The following is a 23,595-nucleotide window of genomic DNA, read 5'->3' on the forward strand; positions in this document are numbered from 1 at the left end:
GGGCCGTCCGATGTTCGACACCGCACTGACGACCGCCGATTTCGTCTTTCTGGCCAAGGGCGCCGGCATGACCATCGTGGTCACGATCATCTCGGTGATCGCCGGCACCATCCTGGGCATCGTCTTCGGCGTCATCCGCTATCAGCTGGGCGCGATCTGGGCCGCGCCGCTGATCTTCGTCCTGGACATCTTCCGCTCCATCCCGCTCTTGATCCAGCTTGTGCTGGCCAATGCCTTTCTGGGCACGATCCTGCGGCTGAACATGTCGGGCTTTACCGTCGCCTGCATCGTGCTGTCGATGTATACGGCCGCCTATTGCGCCGAGATCGTCAGGGGCGGCATCGAGGCAGTGCCGGTGACGACGCGGCGCGCGGCGCGCTCGCTCGGCATGAGCTGGGGCCAGGACATGCGCGAGATCGTCCTGCCCTTGGCCACGCGGGTCGCGCTGCCGTCCTGGATCGGGCTGGCGCTTGGCGTCATGAAGGACTCGGCGCTGGTCTATGTCGTCCAGGTGACCGAGCTTCTGCGCTCGACCCAGATCCTGATCACGCGGCTTCAGGAACCGCTGCTGCTGTTGATGATCTGCGGCGCCTTCTACTTTGTCATCTCGTTCCCGCTGGCCCGGTTCGGCGGCTATCTGGAGAAACGGTGGTCCAATGATTGAGATCGAACATGTCCGCAAATCCTTTGGCCAGCTGGAGGTTCTGAAAGGCATCGACCTGACGGTCAGCAAGGGCGAGGTGGTCACGATCATCGGCGGCTCGGGCTCGGGCAAGTCGACGCTTCTGACCTGCATCAACGGGCTGGAGCCAATCGATTCCGGCCGCATCCTGATCGACGGGACCGAGGTCCACGCGAAATCCACCGATCTCAACAAGCTGCGCCGCAAGGTCGGGATCGTGTTCCAGCAGTGGAACGCTTTTCCGCACCTGACCGTGCTGGAGAACGTCACCCTGGCACCGCGCAAGGTGCTGGGCATGTCCCGCACACAGGCCGAGGAGATCGCCGTCCGGCAACTGACCCATGTCGGGCTGGGCGACAAGCTGAAGACCTATCCGGGCCGGTTGTCGGGCGGCCAGCAGCAGCGCATGGCGATCGCCCGCGCGCTGGCGATGTCGCCGGAATACATGCTGTTCGACGAGGTGACCTCGGCGCTGGACCCGCAACTGGTGGGCGAGGTTCTGGACACGCTGAAGATGCTGGCCCAGGAAGGCATGACGATGATCCTGGTCACGCATGAGATGGCCTTTGCCCGCGACGTGTCGGACCGGGTGGCCTTCTTCCATCAGGGCGTCATGGCCGAGATCGGCCCGCCGCAGCAGATCTTCGGCGACCCGCAGCATCCCGAGACGCGCAAGTTCCTGTCGAGCACCCGGCAATGACCGGCAAGGTCGTCGTCATCGGCGCGGGCGTCGTCGGCCTGTCCGTCGCGCTGGCGGCGCAGGCGCGGGGCCTGGCGGTGCAGGTGATCGACCGCGAAGGGCCGGCGGCGGGCGCCTCGGCCGGCAATGCCGGGGCCTTCGCCTTCACCGACATCCTGCCGCTGGCCTCGCCCCGCATCATGCGGCAGGCGCCGAAATGGCTGCTGGACCCGCTGGGGCCGCTGACCGTGCCGCCTTCCTATGCGCTGCGGATCGCGCCCTGGATGCTGCGCTTCTGGCGGGCCTGTTCACCTGCACGGGTGCGCGCCTCGACCACCGCGCAGACGGAGCTGATGGACCTGTCCAGGGCCGAGCTGGAACCTTTCCTGGCCGCGACCGGAACCCTGCCGATGCTGCGCAAGGAGGGAAACCTCCAGGTCTATGAATCGCAGGCCGAGTTCGACGCCTCGCTGCCCGGCTGGCGCGCGCGAGAAGAGCATGGCATCGCCTTCCGGCACATGACGGCGGATGAGATGGCCGGTGTCCAGCCCGGCCTTGCGCCGCGCTTCACCCATGGCACCTTCACGCCCGGCTGGTATTCCATCGCCGATCCGCGCGACTACACGCTGGCGCTGGCCGAGCGTTTCCGCGCTGGCGGCGGCGAGATCGTCATCGCCGAGGCGACCGGGCTGGCCGATGACGGGGTGCTGACCGCCTCGGGCAAGCTGGCCGGCCGGGTCGTTTTGGCGGCGGGGGCGTTCTCGCATCGGCTGGCCCGGACGCTGGGTGTCCGCATCCCGCTGGAGACCGAGCGCGGCTATAACACCACGCTGCCGGCGGATGCCTTCGACCTGCGCTGCCAGGTCACCTTCGGGGGCATGGCTTCGTCATCACGAAACTGTCCTCGGGCATCCGCGTCGGCGGCGCGGTCGAGCTGGGCGGGCTAGACCTGCCCCCGAACTACAAGCGGTCCGAGGCGATGCTGAAAAAGGCCAGGGCCTTCCTGCCGGGGCTCAGGACCACGGGCGGGCAGCAATGGATGGGCTTCCGCCCGTCATTGCCCGACAGCCTGCCCGCCATCGGCCCCTTGCCCGGCCATCCGAACGTCATCTGCGCCTTCGGGCACGGCCATCTGGGCCTGACGCAATCAACGGGCACGGCGCGGATCGTGGCCGACCTGCTGGCCGGCGAGGATCCCGGCATCGATCTGGCACCGTTCTCTCCCGCGCGTTTCTGAGGCGATCATGACCCAATACATCTTTCCCTGCATCGACGGCCATACCTGCGGCAACCCGGTGCGCCTGGTCGCGGGCGGCGCGCCGCGGCTGGAAGGCGCGACCATGCTGGAAAAGCGCGCGCATTTCCTGCGCGAGTTCGACTGGATCCGCACCGGCCTGATGTTCGAGCCGCGCGGTCACGACATGATGTCGGGCGCGATCCTCTATCCGCCGACGCGCGGGGATTGCGACGTGGCGGTGCTGTATATCGAGACCTCGGGCTGCCTGCCCATGTGCGGCCACGGCACCATCGGCACGATCACCATGGGGATCGAGAACGGGCTGATCGTCCCGCGCACGCCGGGCCGGCTGTCCATCGAGACCCCGGCGGGCAAGGTGGACATCGCATACCGGCAGGAGGGCCGCCATGTCGAGGAGGTCCGGCTGACCAACGTGCCCGGCTTCCTCTACGCCGAGGGCCTGACGGCCGAGGTCGAGGGCCTGGGTGAGATCGTCGTGGACGTGGCCTATGGCGGCAACTTCTATGCCATCGTCGAGCCGCAGAAGAATTTCCGCGACATGGCCGACCATACGGCGGGCGAGCTGATCGGCTGGTCGCCCAGGTTGCGCGCGGCGCTGAACCAGAAATACGAGTTCATCCATCCCGAGCACCCCGAGATCAGCGGGCTGAGCCATATCCAGTGGACCGGTGCGCCGACCCAGCCCGGCGCCCATGCCCGCAACGCCGTCTTCTATGGCGACAAGGCCATCGACCGCAGCCCCTGCGGCACCGGCACCTCGGCCCGGATGGCGCAGCTTGCGGCCAAGGGCAAGCTGGGGGTCGGCGACGAGTTCTGGCACGAGTCGATCATCGGCTCGATCTTCAAGGGCCGCGTCGAAGCCGCCGCGACCGTGGCGGGCCGCGACGCCATCATCCCCTCGATCGCCGGATGGGCGCGGCAGACCGGGCTGAACACCATCTTCATCGATGCCGAACGCGACCCCTTCGCCCATGGCTTCGTGGTGAAGTAAGCGCGCGACGGCGCGCTGAAGCCGACGCGCGACGGCGCGATCAAGCCCACGCGCCACGGCGCGATGCAAACGAAAGACCGACGTCCTGACCGCTGGCCGGGGCGCATGAGAAAGCATGGGATCGGCCGTCGCGGGCCGTTTCCCGAAGATCACTTACGCCCAACAGGTACTCCATGCCACGACATCCAAGCCCCACCGTCCCGCCAAGCAGATGGTCCCCGTTCATCCGCGTCTCCGAGGGCCTCTTGGTCGTCGAGCGCCATGCCGTCGCGACGCTGATGGCGCTGCTCAGCGGTGCGATCCTGCTGAACGTGGTCACCCGCTACCTGGGGATGCCGCTTTACTGGATCGATGAGCTTGCGGTCTATTGCATGGTCTGGCTGACCTTCATCGGCGCCTCGACGATGACGCGGCTGCGCCTCGACTTCGCCGTGACGATGCTGACCGAGCGGCTGTCGCCCGGCGCGGCGCGGGTGGCCAGGGTGGCGGCAACCATCGTCGTGGTCCTGTTCAGCATCGGCCTTGCCGTGATGTGCTGGCTCTGGTTCGAGCCCCTGGGCATCGCGCGCGCGGGTTTCGACGCCCGCGAATTCGCCGGGCAAAGCTTCAACTTCATCTATACCGAGCGCACGCAGACCCTGAACTGGGCGACCTGGATCCTGTATCTGATCCTGCCGATCTTTGCCCTGTCGATGACCGTCCACGGCATCGCGAACCTGCTGGAAGACCTGGGCGCGGTCCCCAGGGTCCAGCGCGCGATGATGATCAACGCCGAGGAGGCGGTGAACTGATGCTGACCTCAACCGCCTTTCTGGTCGTGATGCTGGTGGGCGTGCCCATCGGCCTGTGCCTCTGCGTCGCGGCCATCGTCTATGTGCTGGCCAGCGGCAACATGGTGCTGTTCCAAAGCTATCCCTTGCAGATGTTCAATGCGGTGGACAGCTATGGCCTGATCGCCATCCCGCTGTTCGTGCTGATCGGAGAGATCATGAACGCGGGCGGCATTACCAAGAAGATCGTCGACATGGCGATGGCCTTCGTCGGTTCGCTGCGCGGCGGGCTGGCCTATGTGAACGCCATCGCGAACATGTTCGTGGCCTCGATCCTTGGCTCCGCCACGGCGCAGGTGGCGATCATGTCGCAGATCATGGTCCCCGAGATGGAGAAAAAGGGCTACGACAAGGACTTCTCCGCGGGGCTGACCGCCTATGGCGGGATGCTGGGATCGATCATGCCGCCCTCGGTCATGTTCGTGGTCTACAGCGTCATGGCGCAGGTCTCGGTGTCGGACATGCTGATGGCGGGGCTGGTGCCGGGGCTGATCCTGACCGCGCTGTTCTGCGTGGTGATCGCCATCATCGGCCATTACCAGAAATTCCCGCGCAGCGCGCCGCAGACATTCAGGCAGCGCGCCGCCACGGTCTGGGCGGCGGTGCCGTCGCTGTCGATCCCCATCGTCATCGTCGGCTCGATCTTCTCGGGCCTTGCAAGCGCGACCGAGGCCGGTGCGGTCGGCGCGGTGATGTCGCTGCTGATCGGCCGCTTCTGGACGAAGCGGCTGCGCTTCTCGGACCTGCCCGCGATCATGACCCGCGCGGGGCTTTACTCGGCCATCGTGCTGTTCCTGGTGGTGGCAGCGGGCGTGCTGTCCTGGATCCTGGTGTTCGGGCGCGTCCCGCAAGAGGTCGCCGGCTGGATCCAGACCGTGGCCAAGGATCCGGTGACCTTCATGCTGCTGGCCAACGTGATCCTGCTGGTGATCGGCACGGTGATCGACGGCATTCCCGGCCTGATCATGACGGTTCCGATCCTGCTGCCGATCGCCACCGAAGTCTATGGCATCGACCCGCATCATTTCGGCGTCGTCGTGGTCATCAACTTGGTGCTGGGGCTGCTGTCGCCGCCGGTCGGCCTGTGCTTCTTCGTCGCCGCCGCCGCGACGGGGGCCAATCCCGGACGGATGTTCATGGTGACCATGCCCTTCTTCCTGATCACCTGCGTCCTTCTGGTGATCCTGTCGGTGTTCCCGGCCATCTCGCTGATCTTCATCGGATAAAACCCAACCAACAGAGGAGCGTTGCAATGATCAAGATTTCCCGCCGCCAGCTTGTCGCCGGGGCTGCGGCCCTGCCTTTCGCGGCCCCGCTGGTGGCCCGCGCGCAATCGACCGAGCTGCGCCTTGGCCTGATCACCCCGGTCGGCCATTCGTGGAACGACGCGGCGCTGCGCCTGGCCGAGCGCCTGGCCCAGCAAAGCGACGGCCGCCTGGCGATGACCGTCTTTCATTCCGGCCAGCTGGGCAACGAGCCGGCGATGATGCAGCAGCTTCAATCGGGGGCGCTGGACATGGGCATCATCCAGGCCGCCGAGCTGGGTTCCCGCGTCGACCATATCGCGGCGATCAATGCGCCCTACCTGGTGCGCTCGACCGATGCCGTGGCCAGGCTGGTCCGCCACCCGGAGGTGCTGAAGCTGTTCGACGTGCTGCCCCGGCAGACCGGCACCATCGGCCTTGGCTGGGCCATCACCGGCATGCGCACGGTGTTCTCGGTCAAGCCCATCGACAGCATCGCCGGGCTGAACGGCATGAAGCTGCGCATCAACCCGACGCCGGTCTATCGCGATTTCTACCAGCTGCTGGGCTCGGCGCCGACGCCGATTCCGACGCCGCAGGTCTTTGACGCCATGTCGAACGGCCAGGTAGACGGGCTGGAAGCCGATATCGAGTTCTCGTGGAATCAGCGCTTCGACAAGGTGGCGAAATCCATCCTGCGCATGAACGCCGTGTTCATGCCGGCGGCCGCGGTCGCCTCGGGCCGGGTCTGGACGGCCATGCCGGAGGCGGATCGCGAACTGATCGCCGCGGCGGTCAGGACCGTGCTGGACGAGCAGATCGACAGCCTGGCGGGCGAGGAACCGGCGCTGATCGAGAACCTCCGCCAGACCGGGGTGCCGATGCACGAGATTCCCGAGGAGGACACGACCGAGATCATCGCGGCCTTCGACAAGATCTGGATGCCGAAAGCGCCGGTGATCGAGCAACTGCGCGAAATCGGCGCCACGCTGTGACCGGCGCTTTTTCCGCCTGAACCGGGCGGACCGGCCTGCAACGATGCGCGCCGTCCCGGCGCGCATCATCCGCCCCTCTTTCGATCTGGACGCGCGCGATGGAAGCCAAGGTGACGATGACGCTTGACGGGATCTTCGACCTCGTCCTGTCGGTGCTGGCGGCAAACGGCTTATCGCGGGACCAGGCCGAGGCCATTGCCGACATCGTCACCCGGGCCGAGGCCGATGCCTGCCGGTCGCATGGCCTGTATCGGGTCGAGGGCTATGTCGCGGGCCTGCGTGCGGGGCGCGTGAACCCGGCCGCGCAGCCACGGGTTCGGCAAGTGAGGCCGGCCTTGCTGCAGGTCGACGGCGACAGGGGTTTTGCCCCGTTCGCGGCGAACCTTGCGCGCCCGCATCTGATTGCGGCGGCGCGCGAAAACGGCATCGCCGCGATGGCGATGACCCGGACGCACCATTTTTCGGCGCTATGGGCGGATATCGAGCCGCTGGTCGAGGCCGGGCTGGTGGCCTGGTGTTTCGTCGTTGGCCAATGCTCGGTCGCGCCGCATGGCGGCAGCGCGCCGCTGATGGGCACCAATCCCATCGGCTTCGGCTGGCCGCGACCCGACGGCGCCCCGTTCATCTTCGATTTCGCGACAAGCGCCGCGGCGCGCGGCGAGGTCGAGCTGAAACGCCTTGCGGGCGAGCCGATTCCCGCGGGCTGGGGCATCGACGCCGATGGGCGACCAACGCACGACCCGGCCGAGGCCCTTTCCGGCGCGCTTCTTCCCTTTGGCGGGCACAAGGGTTCGGCGCTGTCCATGATGGTCGAGCTGATCGCAGGCCCCCTGATCGGTGAACTGACCAGCAAGCAGGTGGCCACGCTTGGCCATCGGGATGACGGCCCGCCGCCGGGGGGCGAGCTGTTCATCGTCTTCGATCCCGCCGCGCTGGATGGATCGGCGCCCGCCGCTGCTGAAGAGTTCTTTCTGGATGCGAAGGCGCAGCCGGGCCTGCGGCTGCCGTCGGAACGGCGATATGCCGCCCGCGCGCGCAGCCATGCCTCCGGCGTCGACGTGCCGAGCGGGCTTCTGCGCCGCATCAAGGCGCTCATGTCCAGCCCCTCGGCCTGAAGAAAGGACAACCCAGATGCGCTCGCGCCTTTCCATCACTGTCGTCGGTCGCCATGCCGAAGGCGAAATCGGCGATGTCATCATCGGCGGCGTGCTTCCCCCGGAAGGGGCCACGATGATGGAGCGGATGATCGCCATGGAACGCGATCACGACCATATCCGCCAGTTGCTGATCTGCGAGCCGCGCGGCTTGGTCGGGCGGCATGTGAACCTGATCGTGCCGCCGATCACGCCGGGCTGCGCCGCCGGGGCGATCATCATGGAGCCGACCGAATATGTTCCCATGTCGGGCTCGAACACGATCTGCGTGGCCACCATCCTGCTGGAAACCGGCATGGTGCCGATGAAAGAGCCGATTACCCGCTTCAAGCTGGACATGCCCGGAGGCGTGATCGAGGTCGCCGCGGAATGCCGCGACGGCAAATGCCGGTCGATCACCTTTCGGAACGCCCCGGCCCTTGCCGCCGTCCGGGACGGCGGGCTGGAGGTCGAGGGGCATGGCGCGATCTCTCTCGACATCGCCTATGGCGGCATGTTCTTCGGTATCGTCGATGCCCAGGCGCTTGGCTTTCAGATCCGCCCCGACGAGGCGCGCAATCCGGCCATCCTGGGCGAAAAGATCCGCAAGGCCGCGCGGCAGCAGTTCGACATGGCCCATCCCAACTTCCCGAATGTGCGCGGCGGATCTATCGTCCAGTTCGCCATGCCGTTCCAGGGCAGCGGCGCGGTGACGCGCAATACCTGCATCGTGGCCCTGGGCCGCTCGGATCGCTCGCCCACCGGCATGGGCACCTCGGCGCGGATGGCGGTCTTGCAGGCGCGCGGCCTGATGGGGGCTGGAGAGGTGCTGATCCATGAATCGATCATCGGATCGCGCTTCACCGGCAAGATCCTTGAACTCGGCGACCGCGGCGGCGTGACGACGATCACCCCGCAGATCACCGGCCGCGCCTGGATCACCGGGCAGCACAGCTATTTCGTCGATCCCGAAGACCCCTGGCAGTCCGGCTATATGCTATCCGACACCTGGGGCGTCACGCCGACGCTGACGCAATAGGGCCAAACCGACCGGAGACCAGACAAATGACCATGACCGCATCCAGCATCCTGCCAGGCATCGCAGACGGGCCCATCCTGTCTTCGGACGAGCCGCTCAGCTTCTGGGGCGGGGTGGACCCGGCCACCGGCAGGGTCATCGACGTGCATCACCCGTTGCAGGGGCGCTGCATTGCCGGTTGCGTCCTGATGATGCCCTCGACTCGGGGATCCTGCACGGGATCGGGGGTGTTGCTGGATCTGGTCCTGTCGGGTCGCGGCCCGGCGGCCCTGATCTTTTCCGAGCCCGAGGATGTGGTCACCCTGGGTGCCCTGATCGCGGCCGAGATGTTCGGCAAGGCGCTGCCGGTCCTGCGCCTGTCGCCTTCGGCATTCGAGGCGTTGAGCGGCCAGGCTTCGGCGCGGATCGGCCTGGACCGGATCACGGCCGGCAATCTGTCGATCGCCGTCCAGGCCCCCGGCACGGCGTCGCTGGACCTGACCGGGCAGGATCGCGCGATCCTCGATGGCGGGAACGGGACGGCCGCCGCCCAGGCCATGCGGATCATCTGCGCGATGGCGGCCCAGCAGGGGGCGCGGCGCCTGGTCGATGTCACGCAGGCGCATATCGACGGCTGCATCTATGCCAGCCCGGCGAACCTGACCTTTGCCGAGCGCATGGCCGAAATGGGCGCCAGGGTGACGGTTCCGACGACCATGAACGCGATTTCCGTCGATCGCGAGAACTGGCGCCGCCAAGGCGTTCCCCCCAGCCTCGGCAATCCGGCGCAGCGGCTGGCCGATGCCTATGTCAGGATGGGATGCCGGCCGACCTTTACCTGCTCGCCCTATCTTCTGGACAGTGCTCCGGGCCGGGGCGAGGCCATCGCCTGGGCGGAATCCAATGCGGTCGTCTATGCGAACAGCATCCTTGGCGCACGCACGGCGAAACACCCGGATTTCCTGGATCTGTGCATTGCGATCACCGGCAGGGCGCCCTTGTCCGGCGTCTATCTGGACAAGAACCGCACGGCGCGCCGCATCATCGATGTGGACCTGCCAGCCGGTGCGGACGACGCGTTTTGGCCGCTGCTGGGCTATCTTGCGGGCAGGCTGTCGCCCGATCGCATTCCGCTGCTGCGCGGCCTTGCGCCGGCGAGGCCCGGAATGGACGAGTTGAAGGCCCTTTGCGCCGCCTTCGGCACCACCTCGGGGGCGGCGATGCTGCATGTCGAGGCCGTCACGCCCGAGGCCGGGCTGATCGCCGAGGATGCCGATCATTGCCGGATCACGCGTGCCGATCTGGAGGATGGCTGGCGGCTTTTGAACGACGGTCCCGAGGTTGTCGACCTTGTGGCCCTGGGCAGTCCCCATGCCTCGCTGAACGAATGCCGCGCCCTGGCGCGGGGGCTCGCGGGGGGCAAGGTCGTCATCCCCACCATCCTGACCACCGGCCGCGACACGCTCGCGCTGGCCCGCGCCGAGGGGGTGCTGGCCATGCTTGAGGCAAGCGGCGTGACGGTGCTGCCCGACCTGTGCTGGTGCTCGATCTCCGAGCCGGTCTTTCCGGTCCAGACGCATACCGTGATGACCAATTCCGGGAAATATGCCCATTACGGGCCGGGGCTGTCCGGGCGTGCCGTCAGGTTCGGCAACCTTGCGCAATGCGTTCGGGCGGCGCTGACGGGCAGGGCACCCGGAACCATGCCCGACTGGATGCGGAAACCGGATCGGCCATAGGGGCGTTGCCCAAAGGATCGGCCGCCGCGACCCTGATCGCCTTCGCCGGCTTCTTCATCGCAATGATCGCCGAAACGGGAATGTCCCGCCCGCATCCACAGGCGACCTGCCTTGCCGGCGCATCACACCAAGCCCGGCATGCCGATGCCACGCAACAGAAGATAAGATTTCTTTCCCCGCATATGCGGCCGGGACTTGCCGAAACCCCTTACGACATCTCTGGGATAAAGATGTCCGTACGGGTAAGGGGCGGTTCGGAAACCGCAGGCCCTGGCCATCCGGCACCTTTACGGCCTCCAGACGCGCGGAGCCCGGAAGGTCAGCGGCGCCGCGCCTCTCAGTCGCCGGAGCGGCCGGGAAGAGCCGGGATCTGGCCCAGCCAGGGCAGCGCGGAACCGCACCAGATCTGCAATGTCGGCCTTAGCTGGTCGCGCTGGTTCACGGTGCCGACGCGGATGCCGATCTCATCCGCCGCGGCGCCCTCACCGGTGGTGTAGATCGGAGAGCCGCATTCCGGGCAAAAGAATTGCAGCCTTCGTTTGCCGTTGTCCGCGACCTTGACATAGCGGCGCGGCGCGGCGCCGGTCAGACGGAACGCCGCGCGGGGAACCATTGCGGTCACGCGAAAGGCGCTGCCGGTCAGCTGCTGGCAATCGGTGCAATGGCAGATCGACACCCGCTCGGGGTCGATCTCTGCATGGTAGGTGACATGGCCGCAATGGCAGCTTCCCTCGACATTCATTCCTGTACCCGCGCGCTTGTCTTTGCTCCGGCGATCATCATGCGGCGTGCGTCACGCAATGGAAACCCCGGCCCGCCAAGGCGGCGTTCGGGCCGGGCTTTGATCGCGGCGCATCGGCCCATGGATCCAAGGGGCAATACGCAAAAATCGCGTATCGCCCTGAACGCCCGGCCGGGCGAGTTTCTTCCCATCACGGCGCCACATCGGGAGGGAGATCATGCCGCGTGAGGTAACCATATCGGCGGCCAGTATCTGGCGCGCGAAATCGGCAGCTTCGAGGATATGGCGACGCGCGTGCATGCGCTTCTCAACCAGGCCGATGGCTCGGACATCGCCATTTTCCCCCAGCTTTTCACCATCGAACTGTTCACCACCCTGCCGAATTGGCGCGAGCGCCCCATCGCCGAGTTGGTGAAGATCGCCGAGCATACGCAAGCCTGTCGCGACCTCTTCAGGTCGGAGGCGAAGCGGCGTGGCCTGTTCATCGACGCCGGCTCGAATCTCGAGGAGGTCTCGCCGGACCGGTATGAGAACATCGCCCATCTGTTCGGCCTGGATGGCGAGCATTTCATGCACGCCAAGACCCATATCTTCCCGGCCGAGGCGGCCTGGTCCACCTCGGAAGGGGACAGGATGGAGGCCTTCCGGCTGCCCTTCGCCAAGGTCGGCTTCAATGTCTGCTGCGAGACCGAGATCCCGGAATGCGCGGCCGCGCTGGCCGAGCAGGGGGGCGAGCTGATCCTGACGCCCTCGGCGGCCTTCACCGAGCAGGGCTTCTGGCGCGTGCGCCACTGCGCAGGCCCGCTGTATCGAGAACCAGGTCTATCTGGTCCATTGCTGCCTCGGTGGCCAGCCCGGCACGCCGCTGCCGGACGGGTGGGCGCGCAGCTCGGTCCTCGGGCCCTGCGACATGGCCTGCGACATCCCGGCCGGGATCATCGCCGAGGCCCGGACCAATGTCGAGATGACTGTCACCGGCACGGTGAACCTCGACCTGCGCCATGAGAACCGCGAACGCGGCGCGGCCACCACCTTCAGGGATCGCCGCCGCCAGGCCGGGCTTTACCGCAGCGGGCCGCCGCATCTGTGAAAGCCGTGGACCAGAACCGCAATTTCGTCCCAGCATGGACGAGTGAATGGGACATCTGAAACTGCCCGAAGGCAGGAAGATCGCCGTGAACCTGGGCGTGGATTTCGACGCGCAGTCGCTTTGGCTCGGCGGCTTCAACCGGCCGTCGCCGTCATTCATGTCGCGCGGCGAATTCGGCGCCGAGGTCGGCACGCCGCGCCTGCTTGCCCTGTTTCGCAAGCATGACATCCGGATGACCTTCTTCACCCCCGGCCATACCGTCGACACCTTCCCTGCGATCAACAGGAAGGTCTTCGATGCCGGGCACGAGATCGCCCGTCACGGCTATCATCACGAGAACCCGACGCCGATCGGGCGCGATACCGAGCGGCGGCTGATCGACCTGGCCTTCGCCACCTACCAGAAGCATTTCGGCACCCGCCCGACCGGCTGCCGCTCGCCCTATTGGGATTACAGCGAGAACACGCTGGACCTGATCGAGGAGGCGGGGTTTCTCTATGACAGCCAGCCTGATGGCGCGCGATCTGGTGCCCTATCGCCCGCGGCGCGGGCAGGTGCGCCGGGAGCAGGGCAATGTCGCCGGCCCGGCCAGCAGGGTGCTGGAGATCCCGGTCAGCTGGTATCTCGATGACTTCCCGGCCCTGGCCTATACCGGCAACCAGGAAGGCATGTCGGATACCGATGCGGTGCTGCACCGCAGGAAGGACATCTTAGACTACGCCTATGCCCATCAGGAAAACGGCGTCTATGCCATGGCCCTGCATCCGCAGATCATCGGCCAGGCCCATCACATGATCATGCTGGAGCGCCTGATCGAGCATATCAAGCGCCATGCGGGCGTCTGGTTCGCGACCTGCGACGAGATCGCCCGCCCCTGGGTCGACGACGACCGCGAAAAGATGGCCCTGCCGGATGCGCGCAGCGTCGAGCCGATGCCGGCCGATTACGGCTGGCCCGCATCAGGAGACCTGCGCCCGGCCGGTCCGGGCGCAAGTTTCATCTGCTCCGGGCGCGGACGTCCTCTATCATCCCAATGTCCGCATGAGGGGATATGGGAGGGCGAGCATGCGGGTTGCTGGTCATGCCTCGTCACGAAGGACGGGCTGGAGGAACTCGAGGACCAGCAGCGCCTTCTGTTCGTCGCCGGGCTGCCGCAGGTCGTCTCGCCGGCGCGATCCTTCCTCGGCAGCGGTCTGGAACTGGCCGATTTCATCCATATCAACGGGGGCGGCTGGTATCTTGCCCGGCTGCGGCCGGCCCCGGCAACCCTCCATCCGGCCGCCGCCGGCCTGCATCTGGAACGGATCGAGCCGCCCGGAGGAATGACGGCGCGGGAACTCGATGTCCTGACCCTCGTGGCGGCGGGCTGTTCCAACGACAACATCGGTGCCCGCCTTGCCGTCCGCCCCCCGCACCGTCGCCAAGCCTGTCGAGCATCTTTCGGCCAAGCTGCGGGTCCGGAGCCGCAGCCTGCTGGCCGGGATCGCGCTTGAGCGGGGGCTTTTGCGCCTGCCCGTGCCCCGGGGGTGCGGACGGGCAGGCGCTTGCCTTGCTCCGGCTTGACGCAGGCACCGGGCCTCCGCTTCGGCCGATGACCCGGTCCCGGCGGCCACCCAGGCTGCGCCCGATCCATGTCGGCCTGCCTTATCCTGCTGCGGGGCGCGGCGCTTCGGACGCGACCGAGATGGTGAACGGGGCCGCGCTTGCGGTGGCCGAGGCCAACGCTCGGGGCGGCATCCACGGCCGCGAGCTGCGGCTTGTGCCGAAGCCGTTCCACAACCGCGATGACATCGCTGCGCTTGCCGCCTATCGCGCGCTGATCGAGGAGGAGTCGAGGCGATCACGGCCGGATATGCCTGCTATTCGCCGCAGGTCCACGACCTGATCGGCGAGGCACGCCTGTCCTATCTGCATGCCGCCACGATGAACCACGCGGTCGAGCGGGTGCGCGACAGCCGGCTGCGGCTGGGCAATATCTTCCAGTCCTGTGCCAGCGACATCAACTATGCCCAGGGCCTGGTGTGCTTCATGGCCGGGCTGGGTCCGCAGACGGCGCTGGCGCGGCGGTTGGCGGTGGTAGTGCCGAAAGCGAAGGCCATGGATATGGGCATGGCGGCGCTGGCCGAGGGGCTGGACCGGCAGGGCTGGCAGCTTCAGCCGATGCCGGTCGACACGGCCGAGCCGGATTGCTGGCAGCGGGTCGTCACCGGCCTGCACCAGCTGGAACCGGGGGTGGTGAGGCCGGCCTCGTTCTTCGTCGAGGACGCGATCCCCTTCCAGCGGGCGTCCCGGGACAATCCGGTCAGGGCGCTGGTCTATCTGATCTACAGCCCTCGGCGCCCTGCTATCGCCAGGAACTTGGCCGGCTGGGCAAGGGGGTGATCTGGGCCACCACCAGCGGCCTTTAGACCGACATGATCGGAGCCACCTTCCGGCAGAGGTATTTTGCCCGCAACGGCAGCCATCCGGGAAATTCGCAGGCCGGGCTGGCCTATGACCGGGTCGGCCTGTTGCTGGGATCCTGGCAGCGCGCCGGCCATCCCCGCGCCTTCGACAAGATGATCGCGGATCTGCGGACCTCGATCAACCGCGGCGTCAACGGTTCCCGTTATTTCGGCAACGAGGGCCAGCTCGGCTGGCCTATCCGGACGACACGCTGGATCTGTCGATCAGCCAGGCCCATCTGATTCACCAATTGCAGCAAGGGCGCGATGTGGTCCTTGCCCCCGCACCCTATGCCTCGGCCAGCCTGACCGCGCCGCCCTGGTCCGGCAGGTAGCTATGGCTTGCGGTTCTGCGATGGTAAAGGACCATCCCGATCCTACAAGGCGAGGCTGAGGTATTTGATCTCCAGATATTCCTCCAGCCCGTATTTCGATCCCTCGCGGCCCAGCCCCGAGGCCTTCACGCCGCCGAAAGGCGCGACCTCGTTGGAGATGGCGCCCGAGTTGATCCCGACCATGACATCGCGGCGCGGACGGTATCGACGCCGTAGCGGTCGCAGGCGCGCTGCAACTCCTGCTCGGCCGCCAGCAGCGCGCCCAGATGCGCCTGCACGTCGCCCTTGATGAAATGCGGCGTGCGCGAGTTGTTCAGGATGATCGCCAGAAGATCCTCGTTCAGCTTGCCGCCGGAATAGATCTTCAGCGGCGGCAGGCGCAGGCCCTCGGCGGCGATATGGGTGGAAAACGCCTGGCCGCCGGCGCCGCCGCCGCCCAGATCCATCCAGTGGCCGCGGCTGACGCCATAGCCGATCAGCTGGCCCTTGTAGAAGATCGGCTTGGTGAAGGTGATGTCGTTGATATGGGTGCCGCCCCGATAGGGGTCGTTCAGCACCAGCACGTCGCCTTCATGCACGTTCTGCGGGCCGACGCCCTTCACCGCCTCCTCGGCCGAGAACTTCATCGCGGCCAGGTGGACCGGGCAGTTGGCCGCCTGGCTGAGCAGCTGCAGGTCCGCGTCATAGATCGCGTTCGAGAAATCCAGCATATCCGCCAGGATCGGCGAGAAGGACGACCGCTGAAGCACCGTGGCCATCCGGTCCGAGGCGAATTCGAAGATGCTGCGCATGACCTCGAAGGTGATCGGGTCGATGTCGATATCGCTGTGTTGGCTCATGTCTTTCCCCTCCCTCAGATTTCGATGTCGATGACCAGCGCGCCCATGGCGTTGACATGGGCATGCGTCTGGGGCGGCAGGACGGTGCAGGCGTGATCGTATTCGATGATCGCCGGGCCTTCGATCCGGTGATGGGTGGTCAGCGCCTCGCCTTCATAGACGTCGCACCGGGTCCATTCGCCGTCGAAATAGACGTCGCGCTGGCCCTTGACGGCCGCCCTGTCGTCCTCGGAATAATACAGCTCGACCGGGGGCGGATCGTCCATCCGGCCGATGGCGGTGACGCTGAACGAGACGAAGGCCGGGGCGAAATCGTCCGAGCTGACGCCGAATTCCTGCAGGTGGACGCCGTGGAACGCTTCCTCGATGCCGGGCAGGTGGCCGGCGGTCAGCACGCCGTTCGGCAGCGGCGTGTCGACCTCGTAGGACTGGCCGACATAGCGCATCTGCGCGCTGCGGATGATCTCGATCCCGGCCGCATCGGCAAAGCCCTGCTGGATCAGCTCCTTGCGGGCGCGGGTCTCCAGGTCGTCCAGGATCGCGTTCACGCGGTCCAGGTCGGCCTCCTTGACCGGCGCGTAATAGAACTGCTCGATGTCCTGGCGCAAGTCCATGACCGTCGCGCCGAAGGCCGAGGCGACGCCCGCGTGGGGCGGCACGATGACCTTGGGAATGTTCATCGATCTGGCGACGAAGCAGGCCGCCAGCGCACCCGCGCCGCCGAAGCTCGCGTAGACGAAATCGCGCGGATCGCGGCCGCGGGCGACCAGCACCTTCTTGACCGCCTGCGCCATGTATTCGCAGCCGATGCGGATCATGCCCTCGGCGGTGGCCAGCGGGGACAGGCCGATCTCGGCGGCGAGCTTGTCCATCGCCTTGCGGGCGGCATCGACGTCAAGGTCGATCTTGCCGTTCAGCGTCGGGTCCAGCCGGCCCAAGAGCAGGTTGGCGTCGGTGATGGTAGGCTGGGTGCCGCCGCGGCCATAGCAGACCGGGCCGGGTTCGGAACCCGCGCTTTTCGGCCCGACGCGCAGCGAGCCGCCGGCATCGACCCAGCCGATCGAGCCGCCGCCCGAGCCGACGCTGTGGATGTCCAGCATCGGCACGACGATCGGCACCTCCCATTCCAGTTCGTGGTCGCGGGTGATCAGCCCCTTGCCATGCTCGACGATGGACACGTCGAAGCTGGTGCCGCCGACATCGGTGTGCAGGATACGATCGAAGCCGCTCTGCTCGGTCAGGTAGCCGGCATAGGCGACGCCGCCGGCGGGGCCGGATTCCAGCATGTCCTCGGGGTGCTGGCGCGCCGCCTCGGCCGACATGACGCCGCCGCTGCTTTTCAGGATCAAGAGCTTGCCGGCAAAGCCGTGGCGCGCCAGCCGGTTCTCCAGGTCGTCCATGTATTTCACCATCACCGGCATGCAGGCAGCGCGGACGGCAGTGGTGACGAAGCGGCCATGCTCGCGAAAGATCGGCCGGGTTTCCGAGGACAGCACGATGTGGATGTCCGGGCAGGTCTCGCGCAGGATGTCGCGCATCTGCTCTTCGTGCCGGCCGCTGGCATAGGAGTTGATGAAGCCGATGGCGACCGAGGGGATGCCCGCCGCCTTGATCCTCTCGGCCACCGCGCGCGCGGCGGCGACGTCCAGCGGACGCTCGGTCTCGCCGCGGACATTGGTCCGCTCGGGCACGGTATAGCGATAGCGGCGCTTGATGATCGGCTTGGGCTTCGTCTGATAGGGGTCATAGAGATGCTGGCGGTGCTGCCGGCCGATCTCGATGGTGTCGCGAAAGCCTTCGGTGGTGATGAAGGCGGCGTCGGGGTAGCTGCGCTCGATCAGGGCATTGGTTGCCGTGGTCGTGCCGTGCATGAGATACGAGATGTCGGAAATCTCGATCCCGGCCTTTTCGATCGATTCCAGAACGGCGATCGAGCGATCCTGCTTTGTCGTCAGGACTTTTGCGGTCACCTGCCTGCCGGTTTTCTCCTCCCAGGCAAACAGGTCCGTAAACGTCCCGCCGACGTCGATTCCGACCCTCCACATGGCGTCCTCCCTTGCGTGCTGTTTTAGGCTCGCCTGAGGATCTCCTCATCGGGGGCTTTTCGGCAATCATACGAAAACAGGAATCGCAGCAGGGGTTTCGTGCTTTCGCAGGATACCGGTCAGCGCGACCTCAACCCTTGCCCGTGCTGGCCGGCAGATGGTGCAGCAGGGATGAGCAGGCAGCCATGATATGATCGTAGACGAGCTTGCCCGCCTTTTCCGCATCGCCCGCGCGGCAGGCGGCGAGGATCTGGCGATGTTCGCGATCCGCGGTGCCCTGGCCATGCGAGAGGGCAAGCTGGATGCGCAGGTAACGTTCCAGCCGATCATTGACCGAGCGGATGGTGCTGACCAGGAAAGGCCGCTGCGCATCCAGATACAGGCGGCTGTGGAACTGCCAGTTCAGCGCCGACCATTGCGCAACATCGGTTTCGCGGGCGAAGGCGTCGCAAAGGGCCTCGGCCTCGACAAAGGTTTCCGGCGTCATATGCGGCACCGACAGCTTGATGGCGGCCGATTCCAGGATGGCACGGGTCTCGAAGATCTGGGCGATCTCGGGTTCGGAGACCGAGGTGACGATGGCGCCCTTGTTGCGCTGGAACTCGACCAGCCCCTCGGCCTCCAGCCGTTTCAGCGCCTCGCGGACCGGGATCTTGCTGACGTTGAACATCCGCGCGACATCGTCCTGGCGGATCGGCTCACCCTCGTCCAGCGATCCGTCGGCGATGGAATCGCGGATGAATTTCAGGATGATGTCCGAGGCGGTCGGGGCCTTCCCCAGGTTGGGAACCTCTGCTTCCTTGAATGGCATCCCGCTCGCTCCACGCTTGAACTGCTTGCAAGATATGGTAGCCGATATCCTATCGCAAGGAACGGCAGTTTCCCGGTTGCAGAGATGCAGGCCGGTCGACCTGCGGGCACCGCCGATGCCGCTTGACAGGTCCAGATGGGTCGGGCAGGGTGATCATAATATCGTATACGGAATATGATTACTCTGCTTCCACACCCGAGCGAGGAAAAATGCGCACATCCAAGGTCGTGCATGTCGTGTCCTGCCATGCCGAAGGCGAGGTCGGCGATGTCATCGTCGGCGGCGTCGCCCCGCCGCCGGGCGAGACGGTCTGGGACCAGTCGCGCTGGATCGCCGAAGACGAGACCCTGCGCAACCTCGTCCTGAACGAGCCGCGCGGCGGCGTGTTCCGCCATGTCAACCTGCTGGTGCCGCCCAAGGATCCGCGCGCCCAGATGGGCTGGATCATCATGGAGCCGGCAGATACGCCGCCGATGTCCGGCTCGAACTCGATCTGCGTGGCGACGGTGCTGCTCGATACCGGCATCATTCCCATGCAGGAGCCGGTGACGCGCATGGTGCTGGAGCCGCCGGGGGGCCTGATCGAGGTCGAGGCCGAATGCCGGGGCGGCAAGGCCGAGCGCATCCGGGTTCGCAACGTGCCCTCTTTCGCCGACCGGCTGGATGCGCAGATCGAGGTCGAGGGGCTGGGCACGATCACCGTGGACACCGCCTATGGCGGCGACAGTTTCGTGCTGGTCGATGCGGCCTCGGTCGGGATGCGCATCGCCCCCGATCAGGCGCGCGACCTGGCCCAGATGGGGGTGCGGATCACCCGCGCCGCCAACGAACAGCTGGGCTTCCGCCACCCGGCAAACGACTGGAACCATATCTCGTTCTGCCAGTTCACCGATCCCCTGAGCAAGAAGGACGGGGTGCTTTACGGCAGGAATGCCGTCGCGATCCGTCCGGGCAAGATCGACCGCTCTCCGACCGGGACGGGCTGCTCGGCACGGATGGCGGTGCTGCATGCGCGCGGACAGATGAAACTCGGGGACCGCTTCGTCGGCCGCTCGATCCTCGACACCGAGTTCCATTGTTCGATTGCCGATGAGGTCGACCTGAACGGGAAACCGGCCATCCGCCCGATCATCTCGGGCCGGGCCTGGATCATCGGGACGAAACAGTTGATGGTCGATCCGGCCGACCCGTTCCAGGGCGGCTATCGCCTGTCGGATACCTGGCCGGCGGATCTGTAAGGGGGGATCGCTTATCCATGACGAGCAACGGCTCTGCTCCGCAATTCCTGTCCTATGAGGCCGCGATCGGCCGGCTGGACTGGTCGGACGCCGTCGAGGCCCTGCGCCAGGGCCATGCGCTGCCCCGGGCCCAGATCCGCGACGTGTTCCTGGGACCGCCCACCGGCACGATGATGAGCCGCTCGGCCTGGATCGAGGGGCTGGGCTACGGCGCCAAGACCTTCACCGTCTTCGACGGCAACGCGGCGCGCGGCCTGCCGACGGTGCAGGGCGCGATGCTGGTCTTTGACGGCGAAACCGGCTCGCTGCAAGCCATCGTCGACAGCCCGCTGGTGACCGAGATCAAGACCGCCGCCGATTCCGTGCTGGGCGCCAGCCTGCTGGCGCGCCCGGACAGCCGGCACCTGCTGATCGTCGGCGCGGGGACCGTCGCGACCAGCCTGGTCAAGGCCTATACCGCGGTCCTGCCGGGAATCGAACGGGTCTCGGTCTGGTCGCGCCGCCCGGAACAGGCGCGGGAACTGGTCGCCGGCATGTCGGGCGTCAAAGCCGAACTGGTGGCGGTCGAGGATCTGCAGGACGCGGTCGGGCTGGCCGACATCGTCTCCTCGGCCACCATGGCGCGGCAGCCGGTGATCCTGGGCGACTGGGTGCGGCCCGGCACCCATGTCGACCTGATCGGCGCCTTCAAGGCCGACATGCGCGAGGCCGACGATGCGCTGATGGGCAAGGCCGCGCTGTTCGTGGACAGCCGCGAGACCACGCTCGGCCATATCGGCGAGTTAATGTTGCCCATCGCCTCGGGCGCGATCACGGAAGACAGCGTGCTGGGCGATCTCTACGATCTCGTGCGCCCCGACGCCCGCCGGCGGCAGGCGAATGACGAGATCACCCTGTTCAAGAACGGCGGCGGTGCGCATCTGGACCTGATGATCGCGTCCTGGATCGCCCGGGTCATGGCGGGCTGAGAGCCGGGCCGGGAAGCAGCCATTCCCCGCTGGTGAGCGGTCCATCCGCTCCCCATCAGCCGGCAGGCCATGAGGTTTCGGCTTTATCGAAACGAAAGGCCGGACAAGATCCTTGGCCGGCCTTCCCGCGTTGCGGACCTGCCGGCTCAGGCCGCCAGCATGCCATGCGGATCGAGGACGAATTTCTTCGCCGCGCCCTGGTCGAAGCTTTCATAGCCCTGCACCGCCTGATCCAGCGGGATGACCGTGGCATTGACGATATCGGCGATGGGCAAACGGTCGTGCAGGATGGCCTGCATCAGCTGGCGGTTGTATTTCAGCACCGGGGTCTGGCCGGTATGGAAGCTCTGCGCCTTGGCCCAGCCCAGGCCGAAGCGCATCGACAGGCTGCCATGCCTGGCGGCGTCATCGACCGCGCCCGGATCCTCGGTCACGTATAGCCCGGGAATGCCGATCTGGCCGGCAGCGCGGGTGATCTGCATCATCTGGTTCAGCACGATGGCCGGCTGCTCGCCGCCGGAATGGCCGCGCGCCTCGAAACCCACGGCGTCGATGGCCGAATCGACCTCGGGCGTGCCGGTGATCTCGGCGATCATGTCGCCCAGCCGGTCGGATTTCGACAGGTCCACCGGCTCGAAGCCGACCTTGCGGGCGTGCTCCAGCCGCTCCTTGTTGAAGTCGCCGATCATCACCACCGCGGCGCCGAGGATGCGGGCCGAGGCCGCCGCGGCAAGACCCACGGGACCGGCGCCCGCGACATAGACCACCGAGCCGACGCCCACGCCCGCCTTCCAGGCGCCGTGAAAGCCGGTGGGCAGGATGTCGGACAGCATGGTCAGGTCGCGGATCTTCGCCATGGCCCGGTCGCGGTCGGGGAATTTCAGCAGGTTGAAATCGGCATAGGGCACCATGACATAGCGCGCCTGCCCGCCGATCCAGCCGCCCATGTCCACATAGCCATAGGCACCGCCGGCGCGTGCCGGATTCACCGTCAGGCAGACCCCGGTATCGCCCTCGCGGCAGCAGCGGCAGCGGCCGCAGGCGACGTTGAAGGGCACCGAGACGATGTCGCCGATCTCCAGCATCTCGACATCGGCACCCTTCTCGATCACCTCGCCGGTGATCTCATGGCCCAGGATCAGGCCGGGCTCGGCGGTGGTGCGGCCGCGCACCATGTGCTGGTCCGAGCCGCAGATATTGGTCGAGACGACCTTCAGGATCACGCCATGCGCGATCTTGCGCTCGTCCGGCGCCTGAAGCTTCGGGTCGGCGATGTCCTGCACCTCGACCTTGCCGGGGCCGATATAGACCACGCCTCTGTTGCTGCTCATCGGACTTGCTCCTCCTTCAAGTGAAACCGCTTCAGGAAAACGACGCAACCGGCGGGCTGAACAGGCTTTCTTCGGGAATGACGCCGAGGCCCGGACCCTTGGGCAGGCCGATATGGCCGCCCGTGATGCGGATGCCGTTCTCCTCGTCATAGGGTTGCGCGATATAGGGCTGGGCGACCCAGACGCCCTCGTTCAGCCGCGGCTGGACGGTGGCGCCGATATGGGTGCAGGCGGCGGCGATGATGTCGCCGCCCCAGGCGTCGTCGCAGCTATGGGGCAGGGCGCGGGCCTCGCAGATGTCGCGGAACGCCGCCATGGGGTGCAAGCCGCCGATTCGGGTCAGCTTCATGCCGAACCCCTCGCAGAGCCCCTGGCCGGCGGCGCGGATCACGGTGGACAGATCCTCGCCGCTTTCGTCCAGGTAGATGCCGTGCCGGACGCGGCCGCGGATGGCGGCGATCTCCTCCAGCGTGTTGCAGGGCTGTTCCAGCACGAAGGGGATCTCGGGGCATTCGCGGCTTAGTCGCAGCGCGTCGCGGGCCGGCAGGCTGCGGTTGCCGTCCACCGCCAGCCGCGTGCCGGTGCCGCGGATGCGCTCCCAGACCTTGCGGACGGTCTCGATGTCGATCTCTACCGGCCGGCCGCCGATCTTGATCTGCAGGCGCGGGAAGCCCTCGGCGACCTTTTCGGCGGCGATGCGGGCAATCTCGTCCGGCTGGCCGATGCCGGTGGCGTAATAGGAGGGCACGCGCTCGGCCGCGACGCCGCCCAAGAGGTCCGCCACCCGCACCCCGTAATGCTTGCCCATCAGGTCATGGGCGGCGATGTCGATGGCCGCCTTGGCGTAATTGTGCCCGCAAAGCAGCCCGTCCATCCGGCGGCGCAGGACCAGCGGCTGCAACGGGTCCGCGCCGATCAGGCCCGGCGCCATCTCGGCCAGCGCCGCGCGGGCGCCAAGCGCATGGCTGGGCGCATAGGTCGGGCCGACCGGGCAGGTTTCGCCCCAGCCCGCCAAGCCGCTGTCGGCGACGATCTTGACCAGCGTGGTCTGCAAGGACCAGACCGTCGAGCTGGCGATGGCATAGGGCCCGTCCTCGACCGGCAGCTCATGGGCATAGACGTGTATTTCGGCAATCTTCATGGCCTGTCCCTGTCATATTGCTTGAGCGATGCGTTTCCGGGG

Annotated in this window: 20 protein-coding genes and 4 pseudogenes; 17 read left to right on the forward strand and 7 right to left on the reverse strand. The window is 66.7% G+C overall.

The genetic code is table 11. The annotated features are described in order from the left end of the window. Positions 1-10: 10 nt before the first annotated feature. The 10 genes and pseudogenes from ESD82_RS09065 to lhpI all read left to right on the forward strand — a co-directional run bounded on the left by ESD82_RS09065 (position 11) and on the right by lhpI (position 10,569). Entirely contained in the window at positions 11-664 is a 654-nt protein-coding gene (locus tag ESD82_RS09065; protein ID WP_024844604.1) for an amino acid ABC transporter permease, read from the forward strand. After that, positions 657-1,382 carry an amino acid ABC transporter ATP-binding protein gene (locus tag ESD82_RS09070; RefSeq protein ID WP_147429304.1) on the forward strand — a complete coding sequence of 242 codons (726 nt, stop codon included), beginning with the start codon at positions 657-659 and terminating at the stop codon, positions 1,380-1,382. The genes ESD82_RS09065 and ESD82_RS09070 overlap by 8 nt, the downstream gene beginning before the upstream one ends. Next, positions 1,379-2,598 (forward strand): annotated as a pseudogene (locus ESD82_RS09075) (NAD(P)/FAD-dependent oxidoreductase). Before ESD82_RS09070 ends, ESD82_RS09075 begins: the two are co-directional and overlap by 4 nt. A gap of 7 nt (positions 2,599-2,605) precedes the next feature. Then, complete coding sequence (locus ESD82_RS09080; RefSeq protein WP_028710530.1) at positions 2,606-3,610, forward strand: 4-hydroxyproline epimerase; 1,005 nt, start codon at positions 2,606-2,608, stop codon at positions 3,608-3,610. Positions 3,611-3,783: 173 nt separating this feature from the next. Further along, complete coding sequence (locus ESD82_RS09085) at positions 3,784-4,401, forward strand: TRAP transporter small permease (RefSeq protein ID WP_147429302.1); 618 nt, start codon at positions 3,784-3,786, stop codon at positions 4,399-4,401. Further along, positions 4,401-5,666: a TRAP transporter large permease gene (locus tag ESD82_RS09090; protein WP_024844609.1), complete on the forward strand. Its 1,266-nt coding sequence runs from the start codon at positions 4,401-4,403 to the stop codon at positions 5,664-5,666. The genes ESD82_RS09085 and ESD82_RS09090 overlap by 1 nt, the downstream gene beginning before the upstream one ends. A 29-nt stretch (positions 5,667-5,695) precedes the next feature. Beyond that, positions 5,696-6,679: a TRAP transporter substrate-binding protein gene (locus ESD82_RS09095; RefSeq protein ID WP_167521751.1), complete on the forward strand. Its 984-nt coding sequence runs from the start codon at positions 5,696-5,698 to the stop codon at positions 6,677-6,679. Between the two features lie 116 nt (positions 6,680-6,795). Next, on the forward strand, positions 6,796-7,794 hold the full coding sequence (locus ESD82_RS09100) for an Ldh family oxidoreductase (RefSeq protein WP_244314525.1): 999 nt from the start codon (positions 6,796-6,798) through the stop codon (positions 7,792-7,794). Between the two features lie 16 nt (positions 7,795-7,810). Further along, positions 7,811-8,851, forward strand: a complete 1,041-nt coding sequence (locus tag ESD82_RS09105) for a proline racemase family protein (protein WP_147429299.1) — start codon at positions 7,811-7,813, stop codon at positions 8,849-8,851. A gap of 26 nt (positions 8,852-8,877) precedes the next feature. Further along, positions 8,878-10,569, forward strand: coding sequence for a cis-3-hydroxy-L-proline dehydratase (gene lhpI, locus ESD82_RS09110; protein WP_211331226.1), 1,692 nt, complete (start codon positions 8,878-8,880; stop codon positions 10,567-10,569). A gap of 337 nt (positions 10,570-10,906) precedes the next feature. Here lhpI and ESD82_RS09115 read toward each other — a convergent pair whose 3' ends face one another. Continuing rightward, positions 10,907-11,311: a GFA family protein gene (locus ESD82_RS09115; RefSeq protein WP_024844614.1), complete on the reverse strand. Its 405-nt coding sequence runs from the start codon at positions 11,309-11,311 to the stop codon at positions 10,907-10,909. A 217-nt stretch (positions 11,312-11,528) separates the two neighbouring features. Here ESD82_RS09115 and ESD82_RS09120 point away from each other — a divergent pair. The 5 genes and pseudogenes from ESD82_RS09120 (at position 11,529) to ESD82_RS09140 (ending at position 15,088) form a co-directional block, all read left to right on the forward strand. Continuing rightward, a pseudogene (locus ESD82_RS09120) lies at positions 11,529-12,401 on the forward strand (nitrilase-related carbon-nitrogen hydrolase). 46 nt (positions 12,402-12,447) lie between these two features. Further along, a pseudogene (locus ESD82_RS22165) lies at positions 12,448-13,363 on the forward strand (polysaccharide deacetylase family protein); the annotation flags it as partial. Between the two features lie 629 nt (positions 13,364-13,992). Next, positions 13,993-14,286: an ABC transporter substrate-binding protein gene (locus tag ESD82_RS21770; protein WP_167521741.1), complete on the forward strand. Its 294-nt coding sequence runs from the start codon at positions 13,993-13,995 to the stop codon at positions 14,284-14,286. Between the two features lie 38 nt (positions 14,287-14,324). Continuing rightward, on the forward strand, positions 14,325-14,783 hold the full coding sequence (locus ESD82_RS09135; protein WP_147429298.1) for a hypothetical protein: 459 nt from the start codon (positions 14,325-14,327) through the stop codon (positions 14,781-14,783). A gap of 32 nt (positions 14,784-14,815) precedes the next feature. Then, on the forward strand, positions 14,816-15,088 hold the full coding sequence (locus tag ESD82_RS09140; protein WP_147429297.1) for a hypothetical protein: 273 nt from the start codon (positions 14,816-14,818) through the stop codon (positions 15,086-15,088). A 134-nt stretch (positions 15,089-15,222) separates the two neighbouring features. On the opposite strand, the pseudogene ESD82_RS09145 reads toward ESD82_RS09140, so the two are convergent. The 4 genes and pseudogenes from ESD82_RS09145 to ESD82_RS09160 form a co-directional block, all read right to left on the reverse strand. After that, positions 15,223-15,363, reverse strand: a pseudogene (locus tag ESD82_RS09145) (aldehyde dehydrogenase family protein); the annotation flags it as partial. Continuing rightward, positions 15,306-16,019 carry a hydantoinase B/oxoprolinase family protein gene (locus ESD82_RS09150; RefSeq protein WP_147429296.1) on the reverse strand — a complete coding sequence of 238 codons (714 nt, stop codon included), beginning with the start codon at positions 16,017-16,019 and terminating at the stop codon, positions 15,306-15,308. The pseudogene ESD82_RS09145 and the gene ESD82_RS09150, both read right to left, overlap by 58 nt. A gap of 14 nt (positions 16,020-16,033) precedes the next feature. Continuing rightward, entirely contained in the window at positions 16,034-18,064 is a 2,031-nt protein-coding gene (locus ESD82_RS09155) for a hydantoinase/oxoprolinase family protein (protein WP_147429295.1), read from the reverse strand. Between the two features lie 130 nt (positions 18,065-18,194). Further along, a complete protein-coding gene (locus ESD82_RS09160; protein ID WP_147429294.1) occupies positions 18,195-18,875 on the reverse strand; it encodes a GntR family transcriptional regulator in 681 nt (226 codons plus the stop codon). 209 nt (positions 18,876-19,084) lie between these two features. Between ESD82_RS09160 and ESD82_RS09165 the strand changes: the two genes are divergently transcribed. Both ESD82_RS09165 and ESD82_RS09170 read left to right on the forward strand, forming a co-directional pair. Continuing rightward, on the forward strand, positions 19,085-20,113 hold the full coding sequence (locus ESD82_RS09165; protein ID WP_147429293.1) for a trans-3-hydroxy-L-proline dehydratase: 1,029 nt from the start codon (positions 19,085-19,087) through the stop codon (positions 20,111-20,113). 17 nt (positions 20,114-20,130) lie between these two features. Next, positions 20,131-21,081, forward strand: coding sequence for an ornithine cyclodeaminase family protein (locus ESD82_RS09170; protein ID WP_024844626.1), 951 nt, complete (start codon positions 20,131-20,133; stop codon positions 21,079-21,081). A 146-nt stretch (positions 21,082-21,227) separates the two neighbouring features. On the opposite strand, the gene fdhA is transcribed toward ESD82_RS09170, so the two are convergent. After that, positions 21,228-22,412, reverse strand: coding sequence for a formaldehyde dehydrogenase, glutathione-independent (fdhA, locus tag ESD82_RS09175; RefSeq protein WP_147429292.1), 1,185 nt, complete (start codon positions 22,410-22,412; stop codon positions 21,228-21,230). 31 nt (positions 22,413-22,443) lie between these two features. Beyond that, on the reverse strand, positions 22,444-23,553 hold the full coding sequence (gene hpbD, locus ESD82_RS09180) for a 4-hydroxyproline betaine 2-epimerase (RefSeq protein WP_147429291.1): 1,110 nt from the start codon (positions 23,551-23,553) through the stop codon (positions 22,444-22,446). Between the last annotated feature and the right edge of the window lie 42 nt (positions 23,554-23,595).

This window comes from Paracoccus pantotrophus (assembly GCF_008824185.1).
GTDB lineage: Bacteria > Pseudomonadota > Alphaproteobacteria > Rhodobacterales > Rhodobacteraceae > Paracoccus > Paracoccus pantotrophus.

Coding starts and splice junctions, on each gene's coding strand:
- ESD82_RS09065 (WP_024844604.1), top strand. CDS start 11: ATGTTCGACACCGCACTGACGACCGCCGATTTCGTCTTTCTGGCCAAG.
- ESD82_RS09070 (WP_147429304.1), top strand. CDS start 657: ATGATTGAGATCGAACATGTCCGCAAATCCTTTGGCCAGCTGGAGGTT.
- ESD82_RS09080 (WP_028710530.1), top strand. CDS start 2,606: ATGACCCAATACATCTTTCCCTGCATCGACGGCCATACCTGCGGCAAC.
- ESD82_RS09085 (WP_147429302.1), top strand. CDS start 3,784: ATGCCACGACATCCAAGCCCCACCGTCCCGCCAAGCAGATGGTCCCCG.
- ESD82_RS09090 (WP_024844609.1), top strand. CDS start 4,401: ATGCTGACCTCAACCGCCTTTCTGGTCGTGATGCTGGTGGGCGTGCCC.
- ESD82_RS09100 (WP_244314525.1), top strand. CDS start 6,796: ATGACGCTTGACGGGATCTTCGACCTCGTCCTGTCGGTGCTGGCGGCA.
- ESD82_RS09105 (WP_147429299.1), top strand. CDS start 7,811: ATGCGCTCGCGCCTTTCCATCACTGTCGTCGGTCGCCATGCCGAAGGC.
- lhpI (WP_211331226.1), top strand. CDS start 8,878: ATGACCATGACCGCATCCAGCATCCTGCCAGGCATCGCAGACGGGCCC.
- ESD82_RS09115 (WP_024844614.1), bottom strand. CDS start 11,311: ATGAATGTCGAGGGAAGCTGCCATTGCGGCCATGTCACCTACCATGCA.
- ESD82_RS21770 (WP_167521741.1), top strand. CDS start 13,993: ATGACCCGGTCCCGGCGGCCACCCAGGCTGCGCCCGATCCATGTCGGC.
- ESD82_RS09135 (WP_147429298.1), top strand. CDS start 14,325: ATGAACCACGCGGTCGAGCGGGTGCGCGACAGCCGGCTGCGGCTGGGC.
- ESD82_RS09140 (WP_147429297.1), top strand. CDS start 14,816: ATGATCGGAGCCACCTTCCGGCAGAGGTATTTTGCCCGCAACGGCAGC.
- ESD82_RS09150 (WP_147429296.1), bottom strand. CDS start 16,019: ATGAGCCAACACAGCGATATCGACATCGACCCGATCACCTTCGAGGTC.
- ESD82_RS09155 (WP_147429295.1), bottom strand. CDS start 18,064: ATGTGGAGGGTCGGAATCGACGTCGGCGGGACGTTTACGGACCTGTTT.
- ESD82_RS09160 (WP_147429294.1), bottom strand. CDS start 18,875: ATGCCATTCAAGGAAGCAGAGGTTCCCAACCTGGGGAAGGCCCCGACC.
- ESD82_RS09165 (WP_147429293.1), top strand. CDS start 19,085: ATGCGCACATCCAAGGTCGTGCATGTCGTGTCCTGCCATGCCGAAGGC.
- ESD82_RS09170 (WP_024844626.1), top strand. CDS start 20,131: ATGACGAGCAACGGCTCTGCTCCGCAATTCCTGTCCTATGAGGCCGCG.
- fdhA (WP_147429292.1), bottom strand. CDS start 22,412: ATGAGCAGCAACAGAGGCGTGGTCTATATCGGCCCCGGCAAGGTCGAG.
- hpbD (WP_147429291.1), bottom strand. CDS start 23,553: ATGAAGATTGCCGAAATACACGTCTATGCCCATGAGCTGCCGGTCGAG.